Source organism: Kribbella sp. NPDC051718, from assembly GCF_040681515.1.
Lineage (GTDB): Bacteria > Actinomycetota > Actinomycetes > Propionibacteriales > Kribbellaceae > Kribbella.
Window position 1 is genome coordinate 1,138,513 of the sequence record NZ_JBFAYZ010000001.1, and the last position, 15,203, is coordinate 1,153,715.

The following is a 15,203-nucleotide window of genomic DNA, read 5'->3' on the forward strand; positions in this document are numbered from 1 at the left end:
GTGGTTAGCGGGGTACGTCGGCGGTGGTGATGGTGCCGTTGACGCGGCGCGGGATGCCGGCGGGGTTGGTGTTGCGCAGTACCTCCGGGAGGACGGCGTCGGGGGTGTCCTGGTAGGTGACGGGACGCTGGAAACGGCGGGCGGCCGTGACACCGACGCTGGTGTGGATGGAGCCGACGGTGGAGGGGAACGGACCGCCGTGGTGTTGGGCCCAGGAGACGGCGACACCTGTCGGCCAGCCGTTCCAGAGGACTCGGCCGGCTCGCGCGGTAAGGAGCGGGAGCAAGGCGCGGGCCAGGTCGATGTCGGCTTCTTCGGCGTGGACGGTGGCGGTGAGGTTGCCTTCGAAGGCTTCTACCGCGGCGGTGAGTTCTTCTGGGGACGAGTACTCGACGACGATGGAGACGGGGCCGAAGCACTCCTCGAGGATTTCTTCGCGGCGTTCGAGCAGTTCGGCGACCGTCGTACCGAGCAGGGTGGCGGGACCGTCACTGAGCACGCGGAGGCCGTCTACCTTGCGGAGGCGGTCCAGGCCGGAGGAGAAGCCGGAGGCGATTCTGTCGTTGAGCATCGGGGCTTCGGCGACGCCGCCGGTCGCCTCGATCAACTTGTCTGAGAGGCCGTGTCCGGCCGGCAGGAAGAGCAGGCCGGGCTTGGTACAGAGCTGCCCGACACCGAGGGTGAACGACCCGACGTAACCCGTGGCGATTTCGTTGCCTCGGGCATCGACAGCCGCCTGGGTGACGAAGACCGGGTTGAGGCTGCCGAGCTCGCCGTAGAACGGGATCGGCTCGGGCCGCGTCACTGCGATCTCGTGCAACGCCTTGCCCGCCGGCACCGACCCGGTGAACCCGGCTGCGGTGATCCGCGGATCCTTCAAAGCGGTCACGCCGACGTCGTACCCCTGGATCAACCCCAGCGTGCCAGCTGGCGCACCAGCGGCACGCAGTGCCTCGATCATCACCTCAGCCGTCCGCACCGACAGATCCGGATGCCCCGGATGAGCCTTGACGACGACCGGGCACCCAGCCGCGAGCGCCGACGCGGTGTCACCGCCGCAAACACTGAACGCAAAGGGGAAGTTACTGGCGGCGAACACCAGTACCGGTCCGAGCGGCACGAGCACGCGCCGCAGGTCAGGGCGCGGTACCGGCTTGGCCTGCGGGTCGGCCGTGTCGATGATGATCTCGAGCAGCGACCCCTCGGCCAGCGCGTCGGCGAACATCCGCAACTGACCGCTACTCCGTGCAACCTCACCCCGCAACCGGGCCTCGGGCAGCGACGACTCGCGCATCGCGATCGGTACCAGCTCGTCCGCGGCGGCATCGAGCGCATCGGCGACCGCCCGGATCCAGCCGGCTCGTACTCCGGGCTCCGAGGCGGCCAGCGGACCGGCTGCGGCAGCCGCGTCGCTGAGTGCCTGGTCGAGTTCAGCGGGAGTGGTGTCGGGGGTCATCGGGTCTCCTCCAGAGTCTGCGCTGCCAGGAAGGCGAATGGTTCCCGGCCGACTGCCACCGTATTCGTCAGCGTGCCGACCTCGCTGATCGAGATCACCACCTGGTCGCCGGCCCGCAGCGCGAAGTCCAGTTCCGGCACGATCCCGGTACCGGTCGCCAGGATCACGCCGTCGGGGAACTCGTTGGCGGCGAACAGTACGTCGATCAGATCCGTCAGCTCACGGACGAGCTGTTTCGTCGACGTCGTACCGGTGAAGACGTCGGCGCCGTCGCGGCGGATCACGAGCTCGATGGTCAGGTTCTTGGGGTCCGCGACCTCCCAGGCCGGGCGGATCCCGGTCGCCAGCGCGCAGCCGCCGGCGAACACCTTCGCCTGCGGGATGTAGAGCGGGTTCTCGCCCTCGATCGAGCGGGAGGACACGTCGTTGCAGACGGTGAACCCGACGATCTCGCCGCGGCTGTTCGCGACGATCGCGAGCTCGGGCTCCGGTACGTCGTGACCGGAGTCGGCGCGGATGCCGATCTGCTCGCCGTCGGTGACGAGCCGCCAGGCGGGCGACTTGGGGAAGAGCTCGGGGCGCGGCGCGGAGTACACGCGGTCGTACACGGACTGCTCGGTGCTCTCCTCCATCCGCGCGCCGCGGGATCGCTCGTACGTGACGCCGGCGCACCAGACCTCGCCGCGCCCGTCGAGCGGCGGCAGCAGGGTCACGTCAGCCACCGGTACGCCGTCCTCGCGGTAATCCGTCGCCGAGCGGAACTCCTCCGCGCTCAGGCGCAGGAGCTCCGCCATCGTGGCGACCCCGCGAACCGGTGCCACCGTGTCACCAGTTCGGACTCCGGCTCGCGGCCTTTGTCCCGGGAGCAGGTACCGGACCAAATGCATTTGGTTCCACCTTTCGAGCTTGTGGTCACATCGAGGTGCCGAGGAGGCCGCGGGTGATCTGGAAGCCGACGTTTCCGGACGCAACCGCCTTAGGTACTTGCTGTCTGCTCGCTACTGCGGCCAGGGTCTCGAGTGCTACGGCTGCCTGTTCGCTCGCGTTGCCTGAGGCGACTGCGTCGAGGTCGTCGCCGTACTGCGCGACTGTCTCGGGGTCGCTGCTGAACTCGATGACGGGAACGAAACGCTGGGCCGACAGGGTGCCGCCGGCGACGTGGGCGAGTACTTGCTGGACACCGCCGGCGCCGAAGCCGGTGACGGTCTCCATCCAGTCGGTGCCGGGCATCCGCATCACGTGCCAGCCCTTCGCGGTGAAGCGCTGGCCGTGGGCGATCGTCGGGCCGACTGGGGTGGTTGTGCCGAAGGCGGCGTACCGGAATCGGTCGTCGTTGAGGAGTGCGCCTCGCGAAGACAGGACCACTGAACCGCCTGCGTTGACGATCTCGCGGCCGGTCAGTGCGAGTGCCTCTGCCGTTTCGGTGGTCAACGGTCCGCGAGCTTCGAGGGCGATGGTCAGCTCACCGAGCGTGCTCTGGACTTCCTCTGGAGCTGGGAGGTTGAAGCCGCCGAACCAGTCGCGGACGCGTCCGGTGACGGCATCGAGACCGCCGTCTGCCTGGATGCTCGCCCAGCCGAAACGCGACGGGTCGGCGCCGGCTTCGACCAGTCGCGACCGGAAGTAGTCGTTATGCGTCTTCTCGCAGCCGTGCTCGAGCAGCAACGCCATCCTGGTGTTCGGGTGGAGCAGATATCCCAGCATCGTCCGGGCGAACGTCTCTTCAGACGCGCCACCGCTGGATCCACACCCCTCGGTATGCGGCAACGCCACCATCCGAGTCACCGCATCCCCAGCCCACCGCTCTTGTTCCCCTTGAGCAGCCAGCCGCAAAGCAATCTGCCCCGAACACAAACTCGTCGGAAGAATCAGCCCAACAGCCTCAGGCACCACCCGCCCATCAACCCGCAACAACCGAAGTTCATTGAACTCAGTTGCTGGTCCGGCGGCGGTGGCGATCGGCGTGCCGACTAGAGGTGCGTCTCGGTCTTCGGTGGGGAGGGCTGTCAGGGGGATGGTGGTGCGGCCGTCTGTGGTGATGGAGATGCCGGGGCGGGGGGCGGTTTGGCGCCAGTTGCGCCAGATGGAGACCTGGCTGTGGCCTGCTCGCTCGCCGGCGCTCGGTTGGCCGGAGGCTACCTGGACGGTCAGGGCGAAGGTTTCCTCGGTCAAGGTTTCCATCGGGGTGCCGGTCAGGTAGCGGCCGGCGTCTACGTCCATTTCGGCGTGCAGGAGGTCGTACCGGGTTGTGGTGGTGACGAACTTGATGGTGGGGACGAAGGGGAAGTTGGTGATCGAGCCGTTGCCGGTGGTGAAGAAGATCAGATTGCAGCCGCTGGCGACCTGGCCGGCGACGGATTCGAGGTCGTTGCCGGGGCTGTCCATGAAGACGAAACCGTGGCCGGGCATCCGTTCGGCGTAGTCGATGACGTGGTCGAGGCGGACGTCGCGATCCAGTTTGCGGGCGGCGCCGACCGACTTGAGGACGATGTTGTAGAGCCCGCGGTAGACGTTGCCACCGGACGGATTGCCTTCGGCGGTATGGCCGTGCCAGCCGACGCGCTCCTTGAACGACTGAACGGTTTTGAGGAACCGCCTGGCCGTCGGCAGGTCTCTGACGTTCTTCAGGACGTAGCCCTCGGCGCCGATCAACTCGTCGGTCTCAGCCAGTACGGCGATGCCGCCATGCCTGATCACCTCGCGCGCGACCGCCCCCGACAACGGATTCGCACTGACACCCGAGAAGGCGTCCGACCCGCCACACTGCAACCCGATCCACAGATCCGCGAGCGGTACCTCCTGCCTTTCCTGTGCAGCGACGATGGGCAACCAGGGCTCAACCAGTCGACCCGCAGCGGTGAGATCCGCTTCGAAGCCGGCTCGCCTGGTGAAGTACGCATGCGGCACCCGGATCGCCGGATAGCCCCGCTCGGCCATGAAGTCCTTGATCGCCTGCCCGGAGACGAGTTCGCCCTCGGTGTCGACGATCAGCACCGCGCCGACGTTGGGGTTCAGCGCGAACCCTGCCAACGTGGCCAGCAGGAACGCCAGGTTGTTCGGCGTACCTTCCTCGCCGCCTTCGGTATGAGCGACCGGTACGACGAAGCCGTCGCCGAACCGTCGAGCCAGCTCGGTGACGAATCCGCTGCTGCGTGAACTCGTCGCCATCAGTACTACGTGATTGCGCGTACCCGCCGGCCCCTGCTCCCGGGGATAGCCGAGGAAGGTGCCGGGTTGCTCGACCGACGTGACCTGGCGGCCGAGGTTGAGGGCCGACTCGTCGAGTTCGTACGGGTCGAGCGGCTCGTTCTTGGCGCTGGGCTCACTCGGGAGGCCTTCGACTCCTCGCGCGGCCACGGCGGCGAGGCTGGTCGGCGTACAGACGTAGTCACCGATCTCCAGGTCGCGGAGGGCTCGGGCGAAGGGGGTGTGCCAGGAGAGCAGCGGCTCGCCGGTGGCGACCGGGCGGGCGACGAAGCGGTGGCCTTCGAGCACGGTGTGCGGCAGCGTCACCGGCGTACCGGCGAAGTCGACGACGGTACCGGCCTCGAGGCGGCGCGAGGAGATGGCGACGTTGTCGCCCGGCTCGGGCAGTACGCCGATCTCGTCGAACCTGAGCATCGTTTCCGCCTCCGGCTGGCTGGTCGAGCTGGAATCGTGCATGATGCATGATTACCAGTGCCACCCTGCCGAACTCCGCAGGCCGGGTCAAGGGCACGACCAGTCCCTGGAGAAGGGAACCCGATGGAGACGGTGGAGCCGCAGGATCGGCGGCTGTTGCGGCGGCAGATGCTGGCCGACGACGTCTACGAGGCGATCAAGACGATGCTGATGGACCACGCGATCCGGCCGGGCGCGCGGATCTCGATCGATGGTCTGGCGCGGGACTTCCAGGTGTCATCCACGCCGGTCCGCGAGGCGTTGGCGCGGCTCGAGTCGGAGGGGCTGGCGGACAAGGAACCACTGAAGGGCTACCGGGCTACTCCCCTGCTGTCGCTGGAAGAGTTCGATGACCTGTACCGCTTCCGCCTGCTGCTCGAGCCGTGGGCAGCACGGCGGGCGGCCGAGCTCATCGACGACGCGGGCCGCGATCTGCTGACGGCGGAGCTCGCGACCGCGGTCGAACCGACGTCAGTCGACTACGCCGGGTACAAGTCGCTCACCGCGCACGACAACCGGTTCCATACGCTGATCACCGGACTGTCAGGCAGCGAGCAGGTCCGCCTCGCCTTCCAGCGGACCCACTGCCACCTGCATATCTTCCGCCTGCACTACGACCGCGACACCGGCCCCGAAGTCCTGGTCGAACACCGCCAGATCGTCGAAGCCATCCTCTCCGGCAACCCCACCGCCGCCGAGGCCGCAATGACCAAGCACCTCGACAACTCGATGTCCGTCCGCCTCCGCAAGGTCTACGAACAGTAGGTTGCGGCGATGGGTTCGGTTGAGCGATACGCGAGCCCGCCTACTGGCGGTTGACTGGATGGGTTCCCTGGTGGTCTACGTGGAACTTCAGGCCGTGGCGGGTGGTCCATTCGAGGGTGGTGTCGTTGAGGCGTGTGTAAGCCCAATGGCCATGGGTCTTGACCCGATGGCTGTAGCGCCGTAACGGGGCGAGGTTGGTGATGGTGGTCTGACCTGGTGGGCCGGTGTCGGTGAAGTCGTACGGCTGGATGTGATCGAGGTCAGTGCTGTTGGTGGTCTCGGCCGACCCGTACGGGAACTGCTCGACGGGGTGGATGAGCTTGAGATGTTCACGGAGCTCTCGCGGGACCTCGTAGGCGTTGGTGTTGAGCTTCTTCTCCAGGTCGATCACCGGCTTCACCACGATCTGGCCGTGGCCGAGCAACTCCTCCAGCCGGGCCGCGAAGACAGGCCCGAACCGCTCGACGCGGGCGACACCGCCCCCATCCAGCAGGGTGCGGTCGGTGATGTGCAGGTACATGGTGGTCGCCGCCGGGCGGTACCCAGTCGCGCCGATTCCGGTGCTGTAGGCCTCGCGGCGGATCGCGGCCAGCTTCAAGCGGAGCCCCTGGAGCGCAGTCCCATCCATTACCGGACCAGCCGTTCCCGCCGACTCGGTGTCAGTTGGCTCGGTGTCAGTTGCACCGCCTGACTCGCTCGCCGCTGAGGCATCGGGTGGGTCGTCGTTCATCGGGTCACTGGGAGGCTGCGGATTCCGGCCAGCCTCGTCATCCTGGCCCGGTTCATCAACGGCAAACCATGAGTCGCCGGCCGGATCCGGCTCGGGCCAGGCCTCAGCGGAAGCGTCGGCGGCCGGGCTGGTGGCGTCTGCGGTGGCAGCGGTGGAACTGTCTGCAGTGGCCGGGGCGGTTGTGGTGAGGTGATGGGTGATGGTGAGGAGTTCGTGGGTGAGGGCGGGGTCGCTGATCACTTCGACGGCTCGGGCCATGCGTTCGGAGAGGGTGCCGGTGTCACCCAACTCGGCCAGGACGTCCGCGATCTGGCGCAGGGTTGCCTTGAGACGGATCACGGCGCCGGTCGCAGCACGGATGTGGAGGCTGGTAGTGCCGTGCTCGTCGGGGAGGCCGGCCCACACACCGCGCTCCCTGGCCCTCTGGTCGGCCGCGGCGCGAGCACCTTCGGGGTCGGCCTGACAGACGGCTGCCTTCACGATGTTCGCAAGTTTGACGTGGGGTGACGGTGTTGATGATCGGAGCCACTCGGCGGTCGACGATCGCGGCGGCCTCGACCGACAGGGTCAGGCAGGCGGTAGCGACGGTGCACGCCTTCCACGGTTCCGCGTTCAGGGACTCGACCTGCGCCCACAGGAAGGGCAGTCGATAGCGCAACGCAAGGGCCTGGCCGATCAGGTTCGCGGCAGAGCCTGCCGAGCGACCGATCGCCGCACCGAACTCCGCGACTGCGAACTCTGCAACCGCCGGACACCCAGCACCGCCGTAGACATGACCGCGTTCGCCGCCGGGCAGTGAGACATGGTCGGGGACCGTGGCCGGGTCGGGAAACAGATCGGCGAAATGCTGGGCGAGGCGAAGAATCTCGAGATCGGCACGGGTTCGCAGGTCGTGCATGGACGCGAGCGAGGTCAGCGCCTCGGTCGCATCCATCTTGGCGATCTCCGTATCGAACATATCTTCGACTATAACGCTCAGTAGGCGGCGCCGCCAAATCGTTGATCGACCGAATTCCTCTTGCCGGCAAGGGATCCTGGCAGAACAGGGCGCGGTGGAGTAGAGACTCCACCGCGCCCTGTGACGTTCCGCAATCGGCCGCGGGACTATCTGGTAGGGGTGATCACCAAGGCGTCTCCGACGGGACGTTCGCCGGTGGCGTCGGAGGGGGTGTTCAGGACCTTGCCGTTGGCAACCATTGTGGTGGAGCCGCCGCCGTCTAGGTTGATGGCGGATTGCAGGGCGAAGGACTTGGCTACGGCGGCTGCTTCGGCGATGCCCAGGCCGAGGCTGTCGACGTTGCGGCCGTCGGCGGTGATGAGGACCGTGCGGCCTTGGGCGTCGACGCCGGCGATCGTGCGGGGGTTTCGCTTGTGGACCCAGCCGTAGTAGAAGTTCGGGTTGTCGGCGGGGGCCATGCCGTCGGCCTTCGGGGTCGCGTTGATGCGGCCGTCGTGGATCAGTTCGGGGCCACCGTTGACGATTGTCGTGCGGGGTGAGAGCCGGACGTCGTGGCCGCGGAGGTCGGTGAGAGATGCCTTGATTTCAAGGCGTTTGCCGACCTTGGCGGCAGCCAGGAGAGCGGCGACCTGGGTGCCGGTGGCCTGGATGGTGCGGCCGCCTTCGGGGATCGCACCACCGCGGGTGGTCGGGCGGATCGCGGTGGCGGTGCCGCGGCGGTCGAGGATCACCTCCGCGCCGGGGCCGCTCGGGGTGAGAGCCGCGTAGGTCGAGTCGAAGGCGATCAACTCGTCGGGGTCGGTACAGGTCACGTCGTGGAGGGGCCCGGAGGTCGGCAGGTCGTCGGCCGTACCACCGCAGTTGCGGATCAGACCCGGGATGCGGTTCAGGCCGTCCAGCGGGAGCGGGCGGCCGGCGCCTCGCACTTCACCGTGCCAACGAAAGCGCTCGACCGCAGTACCGCGAGCGTTGTCCGAGATCACCAAGGCTGGACGGCCGGCGGTCGGTTCGCTGACCAGACGGCCGTCGTAGACCGCGACGCCGGCCGGGTCGCCGGGAGCGCCCGCCTTCGGGTCGAGGACGAAGAAGCCGGCGTTGATCGCGGCCGTCGCGCCGGTGAGCGCGGCGAGTGTGGTGGTGGTTTCGCGCGCTTCGAGGTCGAGCCCGTACGACGCGTCGAGGCCGCCGCGGAACTTCTTCGGGTCGATCGTCAGCACCTGGACGTGCCAAGGCCCGGTCGAACCACTGACGTCGTCGGGCTCGCCGTCCCAGCCGGTGTAGATGCTTGAACCGCCGAATCCGGCCGCGATGACCTTCGCTCGCAGGGCGTCGGCCTCAGCCTTGGTCGGGAACGAGCCGAGGCGGACGCGGTAGCCGAGGGAGCCACCGCCGGCATCCGCGAGCTTGGGAGTTGGGACGTCTTCCACGCGGGGATCGAGGCCGGCCGTGCGGAGTCTGGCCGCGGCGGTGTCGGCGGCCGCGCGATCCGAGAGGGCGGTGGCCGGCGCGTCTGGGTCGGGCGAACTGGAGGGGATCGCCACCTCGACGGTCCAGAAGGATGACGCTCCAGCTTGGCCGCGCACGATCGTCGTCAGGGTGACGCCGGGTTGCAGGGTCCGGCTCTCGCGGGTCTCGGCGAGCGTCGCCGGGCCGAGCGGCAGGGCCGCAGAGGCGCGGGTGGCGGAGGCCTGGGACGGGACGAGTGCCGAGTCACCCGATGGTTGGGCGGCCGCAGTACCGGCCAGGGCGGACGCGGCGACCAGAGAAGCCGCGACCGCCAGCGTCGCAGTACGGGAGGGCAATGCTGGGCGGGAGGTCATAGGTCATTCCTATGTCAGTACCTGACTACCCGCAATGACCCCGCGGTGAACTGGCTACGAACTCAGGCGGGAGCGTCGCCATGGTCGGGGATCTCCAGCTGGACGCCGCCCTGCAACGCCGACTGGTGGGCGTAGATGCCGGGGAGGGTGTAGCGGGCGGCGACCCAGGCGTTGATCGGGGGGAGGGTCTTGTCGGCGACCGCGCGGACGAAGTCGTCGGCCAGGAAGTGGTGGGAGCCTTCGTGGCCGTTGTGGAGGCCGGCGAACTCGGCCGGCAGCCGGTCGCGGTCATGGACCGGGGAGAGACCGGACAGGAAGGCATCACGCAGCGCCGGGTCGACGTTGGCGAGATCGGCGTCGTCGAGCGAGCCGCTTGCCTCGGTCGCCATCAACGCAGAGATGTCCTCGACACCCTCCTTGTTCTGCCAGAGCGTCGTCGTCGCCAGCTGCTCGAAGCTGCCCTCGGTACCGAAGACGCGCAGCCGCGACTCCCGGATGTGCGACGGGTACCCGACGCGACGCATCTCGTTGGTGCGCATGATGCCGCCGTCGGCGAGCTTGAACAGCGCCGTCGCGTTGCTGAAGTCGTTGTCGAACTGGCTGACGTCCTTGTCGAACACACCGTCACCACGGTCGTCCTGAACGCCGATACAGGAGACATGCGTGGCGTGCTGGCCGGTCACCGACAAGACGTTGCCGACGGCATGCGTCGGGTAGAGCATGGGCGGGAAGGACGCGGTCTTCTTCCAGTCCTCGCCACCGCTGTACTGGTACGCCGCGTAGAACCCGAGATCCATGTCGTGGACGTAGTCGCCCTCGGAGTAGAAGACGCGACCGAAGTCCCCGGCCGCGAGCCGTTGCCGGCAGTACACCGACGACGGGTAGTAGAAGCTCGTCTCGCCCATCATGTAGGTCAGGCCGGTCTCCTTGACCAGCTCGATGATCCGCGCGATCTGGTCCGCCTCGATCGCCATCGGCACCGTCGAGTAGACGTGCTTGCCGGCCTCCAGCGCCTGGATCGCCATCTCGCCGTGCAGCCAGCGCTGGGTGAAGATCGCCACCGCGTCGACGTCGGAGGCGAGCATCTCCTCGAACGACTGGTACGTGAGCGCGACCCCCTGCTTGGCGGCCAGCTCGGCCGTCCGGTCAGGCACCACATCGGTCAGCCGGACGTCCTTGACGTCAGGGTGAGCCGACCACAACCGCAGGAACGAGGGGGCGAACTGTCCGGCTCCGACCACACCGATGCTGATGCTCATACCCCCAGGCAATCACACATCGCCTGATCACGTAAGAACAATTCCGCACATCAAGACGCGCGTTACTGCAGCTTTCAGCCGTGCATCAGCAGGAGCGAGCGATCCGCGGTGGCCAGCTCGAGGCGGCCGGCGTCGACGGCGCCGTACGCGCCGATCGGTCCACTGGCCTTGCGGCCGTGCCGGTTGAGCCAGAATCCCCAGCCCGCGGGAGCGTCCGGCCACTCCGGGTCGGGCTCCCAGCCGACCGGCGGACGCCACGCAGCCGTCGGCGGCTCGGGCCAGCTGGGCGGTGGGTTGAATCTGTGCACGGGCGAGCCTTTCCCCAGTCGATTCGGTGACAAGTCCCCAGGAGATCCGATCTTGATCGGCACGTTGTCTGACTGATCAACGAACGGCTCGCGCGGACGTCACGCCTAAATCTTGGTAAAGATTATTGGCTCCACACCTGTCTTGGCTAGCGATGCGTGTAGTAAGCAACCAATTACTCAGCGAGACGATCCGGGGCGCGGGCAACCATCGCCACCGACCACCACCCAGGACATCGGAGGTCTGGCAGCGCTCAGGCGGCGAGGCCGCGGTCGCTCAGCCGGAGGGGGTAGGCGCCGGCCGCGACGGCCTGGTCGAAGGCGGCGAGCTGGGTGCAGGCGGCGGACAGCGCCTCGGCCTGCGTACGGCAGCCGTCGACGTACCAGTACGGGTCGTCGGGCTGGCGATCGTCGGCGTCGTCGATGTCGGCGTACCAGCAGTCAACGTCGCCGCGGTGGTAGTGCACCACGCGAACCTTGAGCTTCATGCGGTCTAGGACGTCCCCCATGATCTCCACGGTTCCATTCCCGACGGATCCTGGCCAGCCATTTTGTTCTGGTGTGAACGGTTCACAAACCCACTTCTATCGTTGTAAAACCAACCATGAAGTACATCCGCCCCGCTGTACTCACGGCCGCGCTCGCCGCCGCCGTCCTGCTGACCGGACTACCGGCCACCTCCGCGCCGGTACTGGAGAAGACCATCCAAACCCAGACCTTCCGCAACCCCGTCAACCCGGGCGCCGACCCGTCGCTTTTCTACTACGGCGGCCGGTACCACGTGGCGACCACGACCGGCGACCACATCGGCATCTGGTCGTCACCGAGCCTGGCGACGCTGCTGGTCGCGCCGGAGAAGGTGGTCTGGCGCGACACCGACCCGAGCCGGAACACCCAGATGTGGGCGCCGGCGTTCCGCCATGTCGGCAGCCGTTGGTACATCTACTACACGGCCTCCGACGGGGTCGACGCGAACCACCGCATGTACGTCCTCGAGTCTGCCGGCGACGACCCGACCGGGCCGTACAGCTTCAAGGCGAAGATCGCGGACTTCGGCGAGTACGCGATCGACGGTGAGCCGATCACCCACAACGGCCAGCAGTATTTCGTCTGGACCGGCCCCGGTCGCGGCCAAGGTGGACCGGCGCAGCTGTACATCGTCCGGATGAGCAACCCCTGGACAGCGACGGGCGCCCGGGTCGCGATCCCCGCGGACGGTGGCTGTACGGAGGTACGGGAAGGTCCGACGCCGTTGTATCGCAACGGGCGGACGTTCCTCACGTACTCGACCTGCGACACCGGCAAGCCGGACTACCAGTTGTGGATGAAGAGCATCGCGAACGGCGCCGACCCGATGGTCGCGCCCAACTGGGTCCAGCACCCGGGACCGATCTTCTCGCGCAACGACACGACCGGCGTCTGGGGACCAGGGCACCACTCCTTCTTCCAGTCGCCGGACGGTACCGAGGACTGGATCGCGTACCACGGCAAGAACACCAGCACCTACACGTACTCCTTCCGGACCGCGCGGGTGCAGAAGATCAGCTGGAACGCGGACGGTACGCCGAACCTCGGCAGCCCACTCGCCGCCGGCGCGACCCAGAACCTGCCGTCCGGCGACCCCGGAGCCGCCACTTCGGTCATCAACGACACCGACGTCGGCACCGGCCAGAACCAGGTCCAGTACTCCGGTACATGGTCGTCCGGCTCGGGCTGCGGCAATCAGTGTTTCTGGGGCAACGACCACTGGAGCAACCAGCTCAACGCGTCGGCGACGATCCGCTTCACCGGTACCAAGGTCGCCCTGCTCAGCGTGCTGGACACCGGCAACGGCATCGCCGGCATCTCCATCGACGGCGGCGCCGAACAACGCATCGACTACTACAGCTCGATCCGGGTCGGTGAGCAGCTGATCTACGTCAGTCCAACGCTGGCCAACGGTCCGCACACGCTGAAGGTGCGGGTGACCGGGAGCAAGAACGGGTCGTCCAGCAACACCGTGATCAGCCTCGACCGGATCGAGATCTACTCTTGAAAGGTTTCAGTAGGGTCGCGGTGGTAGTTGCCTGAGAAGATGGCGAGGTGCCCGAGACCACCCGTGCCCTGCTGACCGCGCAGGCAGCCGCCTGGCAGCGGATCCTGGACCACCCGTTCGTCTCCCGGACCTCCGCCGGTTCGTTGCCCAAGGCTACCTTCGACCGGTGGATCGCCGAGGACTGCTTCTTCGTCCGGTCGTTCCACCGGTACCTCGAGGCGCTGTCCGCGGTGGCACCTGACGACGAGGCGCGGAAGGTGCTCGCGGGTGGGCTGGCCGCGCTCGTACCGGAGCTCGCGCTGTTCGAGGCGGCTGCGGCCGAGCGCGGTGTCGACCTTGCCGTCGAGCCGTCGCTGCTGAACCTGGGCTATTCGGCGTACCTGTTCACCTCGGTCGAGGAGGGCTGGCCGGTAGGGATCACCGTGCTCTATGCGGTCGAGAAGGCCTACTACGACGCCTGGGCGTCGGTGCGCGACACCACCGGGCCCGATACGCAGTACGCCGGATTCATCGCGAACTGGTCGTCGCCGGAGTTCGCGGCGTACGTCGAACAGCTGGCCGACCTGGTCGACCGCGAACCGCTGACCCCGGCCATGACAGTGGCCTTCGACCGAGTACTGCGCTTCGAACTGGCATTCTGGGACCTGGTGCACGGATGAAGGCTCCGGTCCTGGTGAGCGGCATCGTGCTGCTCGCTCTCCTCGGCGGCGCGGGCGGCTACCTGGGCGGCCAACGGTTCGACGGGCGGGTGACGGCCGGCGGGTACGCCGGGCCGCTGCCGGCCGACGTGGCGACCTCCCCGACTCCCGGACCGACCCCGTCGAGCACCCCATCGGTCCCGTTGATCCGCAAGACGCCGCAGCCGAATCCGCTCGAGGCGCTGGACATCGACGACCTGGAGTTCAAGACCCGCAACTTCACCGTCACCGGGGACGTCGCCGGCGAGGTGAGGTTGTCGATCAGGGTGCCGGCCGGCTGGGTGCTCAACCCCACCAAGGACAAGCCCTCCGAGGTCAGGTTCGTCGACCCCTCGGGCGAGCGCGCGGTCCGGGTGCAGTCGGCGCTGTCGCCCGAGCAGACGGTGAAGGACTCGCTCGAGGTCCTGATGACGCAGCTCCAGTCCAGCCAGCCGTACCAGAACGACTTCCAGCCCCTGTTCCAGGGCGTCGGCCAGGTCAAGGACGACGACGGCAAGCTGCGGCCGGTGGCGACGCTGGTCTACACCTACATCCCGGGGGCGACCACCCGGTACGTGATCGTCCGTTTCGTCGCGACCGGCGACGGCGACGTGGCCACCATCTCGATGAGCGTTACCGGGCTGCCGAAGGAGCAGAAGGTGCTGGAGAAGATCCTCGCCGAGGCGACCGCGTCGGTCCGCATCCGCGACTGATCTCACGCCCGATCGGGCAGCGGGAATTCATTGGCAACCTTTTGACGGTTTACGGTGTCATAGACGTATCGGGGGCGGACCGTGAGGAGGGGTGGGCGTGGCCGGTAGGGGTGTCGGACGCGCGCTGCTCGGTTCCGGCCTGCTCGCAGTCACCCTGCTCGGGGGAGCAGGGGGCTACGGGCTCGGGCTGGTGACGACCGGGCAACAGGCATCGGCCGGTACTACGGCCGCGCCGCTGCCCGGGGCTTCCGCCGGGACGCCTTCCTCGACCCCGTCGTCCACGCCTTCCCGGAAGCTCCGGCGGGACGACAGCGAGCCGTTGCAGGCGGACGACATCCGCTACCGGACCCGCGTCTTCGACGTGAGCAGCGTGGTCAGGTCACATGTCAGCGTCCGGGTGCCCAGCAGGTGGGAGATGACCCTGCAGGATCCGGTGAAGGACATGAAGTTCAACGAGCCGGAACGCCGGCGTGCGGTCCGGGTGCAGGGCGGCTTCAAGATCACCCGGCCGCCGGAGGACTCGATGAAGGTCCGGATCGGTCAGTTCAAGGCCCTGCCAGCGGACAAGATGGTCTCGGTGCTGTCGCACACCGTCGATCCGGCGACCAAGAACGCGACGCTGACCTACAACTACGCCGACCCCGACAACAACACCCTCAAGCTCGGGCTGATCCGCTGGGTCGCCGACGACGAAGGCCTGTGCATCCTGGAGATCGCGGTCACCGGCCTGCCGCAGGACGAGTCGGCGCTGGCCGACATCCTCGACCACGCCTCCGAGTCGGCGACGCGGTCGGACGAGCCGCTCAACTGAGTGCCAGGAGTCCG

14 protein-coding genes are annotated in these 15,203 nt (G+C 67.7%); 5 read left to right on the forward strand and 9 right to left on the reverse strand.

Annotated features, from left to right (window positions below; all coding sequences use genetic code 11):
- Positions 1 to 4: 4 nt before the first annotated feature.
- From AB0M15_RS05595 to AB0M15_RS05605, 3 genes are read right to left on the reverse strand one after another with little or no spacing between them, the layout of a single operon-like run.
- Positions 5 to 1,456: an aldehyde dehydrogenase (NADP(+)) gene (locus AB0M15_RS05595; protein WP_363814200.1), complete on the reverse strand. Its 1,452-nt coding sequence runs from the start codon at positions 1,454 to 1,456 to the stop codon at positions 5 to 7.
- On the reverse strand, positions 1,453 to 2,343 hold the full coding sequence (locus tag AB0M15_RS05600) for a fumarylacetoacetate hydrolase family protein (RefSeq protein ID WP_363814202.1): 891 nt from the start codon (positions 2,341 to 2,343) through the stop codon (positions 1,453 to 1,455). The genes AB0M15_RS05595 and AB0M15_RS05600 overlap by 4 nt, the downstream gene beginning before the upstream one ends.
- Before the next feature lie 25 nt (positions 2,344 to 2,368).
- Positions 2,369 to 5,119 (reverse strand): UxaA family hydrolase, encoded by a 2,751-nt coding sequence (locus tag AB0M15_RS05605; protein WP_363814204.1) that lies wholly within the window; start codon positions 5,117 to 5,119, stop codon positions 2,369 to 2,371.
- An 81-nt stretch (positions 5,120 to 5,200) separates the two neighbouring features.
- Between AB0M15_RS05605 and AB0M15_RS05610 the strand changes: the two genes are divergently transcribed.
- On the forward strand, positions 5,201 to 5,881 hold the full coding sequence (locus AB0M15_RS05610; protein WP_363814207.1) for a GntR family transcriptional regulator: 681 nt from the start codon (positions 5,201 to 5,203) through the stop codon (positions 5,879 to 5,881).
- Positions 5,882 to 5,921: 40 nt separating this feature from the next.
- On the opposite strand, the gene AB0M15_RS05615 is transcribed toward AB0M15_RS05610, so the two are convergent.
- From AB0M15_RS05615 to AB0M15_RS05640, 6 genes are all read right to left on the reverse strand, one after another.
- Entirely contained in the window at positions 5,922 to 6,950 is a 1,029-nt protein-coding gene (locus tag AB0M15_RS05615; protein ID WP_363814209.1) for a hypothetical protein, read from the reverse strand.
- On the reverse strand, positions 6,892 to 7,569 hold the full coding sequence (locus tag AB0M15_RS05620) for a hypothetical protein (RefSeq protein WP_363814210.1): 678 nt from the start codon (positions 7,567 to 7,569) through the stop codon (positions 6,892 to 6,894). The genes AB0M15_RS05615 and AB0M15_RS05620 overlap by 59 nt, the downstream gene beginning before the upstream one ends.
- Before the next feature lie 146 nt (positions 7,570 to 7,715).
- Positions 7,716 to 9,389: a phosphodiester glycosidase family protein gene (locus AB0M15_RS05625; protein WP_363814212.1), complete on the reverse strand. Its 1,674-nt coding sequence runs from the start codon at positions 9,387 to 9,389 to the stop codon at positions 7,716 to 7,718.
- A 62-nt stretch (positions 9,390 to 9,451) separates the two neighbouring features.
- Positions 9,452 to 10,648, reverse strand: a complete 1,197-nt coding sequence (locus tag AB0M15_RS05630) for a Gfo/Idh/MocA family oxidoreductase (RefSeq protein ID WP_363814214.1) — start codon at positions 10,646 to 10,648, stop codon at positions 9,452 to 9,454.
- 74 nt (positions 10,649 to 10,722) lie between these two features.
- On the reverse strand, positions 10,723 to 10,956 hold the full coding sequence (locus tag AB0M15_RS05635) for a hypothetical protein (RefSeq protein ID WP_343974893.1): 234 nt from the start codon (positions 10,954 to 10,956) through the stop codon (positions 10,723 to 10,725).
- Between the two features lie 251 nt (positions 10,957 to 11,207).
- Entirely contained in the window at positions 11,208 to 11,462 is a 255-nt protein-coding gene (locus tag AB0M15_RS05640; protein ID WP_363814217.1) for a hypothetical protein, read from the reverse strand.
- A 95-nt stretch (positions 11,463 to 11,557) separates the two neighbouring features.
- Between AB0M15_RS05640 and AB0M15_RS05645 the strand changes: the two genes are divergently transcribed.
- The 4 genes from AB0M15_RS05645 to AB0M15_RS05660 all read left to right on the forward strand — a co-directional run bounded on the left by AB0M15_RS05645 (position 11,558) and on the right by AB0M15_RS05660 (position 15,189).
- The gene (locus AB0M15_RS05645) at positions 11,558 to 12,988 is read left to right on the forward strand and encodes a family 43 glycosylhydrolase (protein ID WP_363814219.1); all 1,431 of its coding nucleotides are present in this window, start codon (positions 11,558 to 11,560) and stop codon (positions 12,986 to 12,988) included.
- A 47-nt stretch (positions 12,989 to 13,035) separates the two neighbouring features.
- Positions 13,036 to 13,647 carry a transcriptional regulator gene (locus tag AB0M15_RS05650; RefSeq protein ID WP_363814221.1) on the forward strand — a complete coding sequence of 204 codons (612 nt, stop codon included), beginning with the start codon at positions 13,036 to 13,038 and terminating at the stop codon, positions 13,645 to 13,647.
- Positions 13,644 to 14,378: a hypothetical protein gene (locus AB0M15_RS05655; RefSeq protein WP_363814223.1), complete on the forward strand. Its 735-nt coding sequence runs from the start codon at positions 13,644 to 13,646 to the stop codon at positions 14,376 to 14,378. Before AB0M15_RS05650 ends, AB0M15_RS05655 begins: the two co-directional genes overlap by 4 nt.
- 97 nt (positions 14,379 to 14,475) lie before the next feature.
- On the forward strand, positions 14,476 to 15,189 hold the full coding sequence (locus tag AB0M15_RS05660; RefSeq protein ID WP_363814225.1) for a hypothetical protein: 714 nt from the start codon (positions 14,476 to 14,478) through the stop codon (positions 15,187 to 15,189).
- Positions 15,190 to 15,203 lie beyond the last annotated feature (14 nt).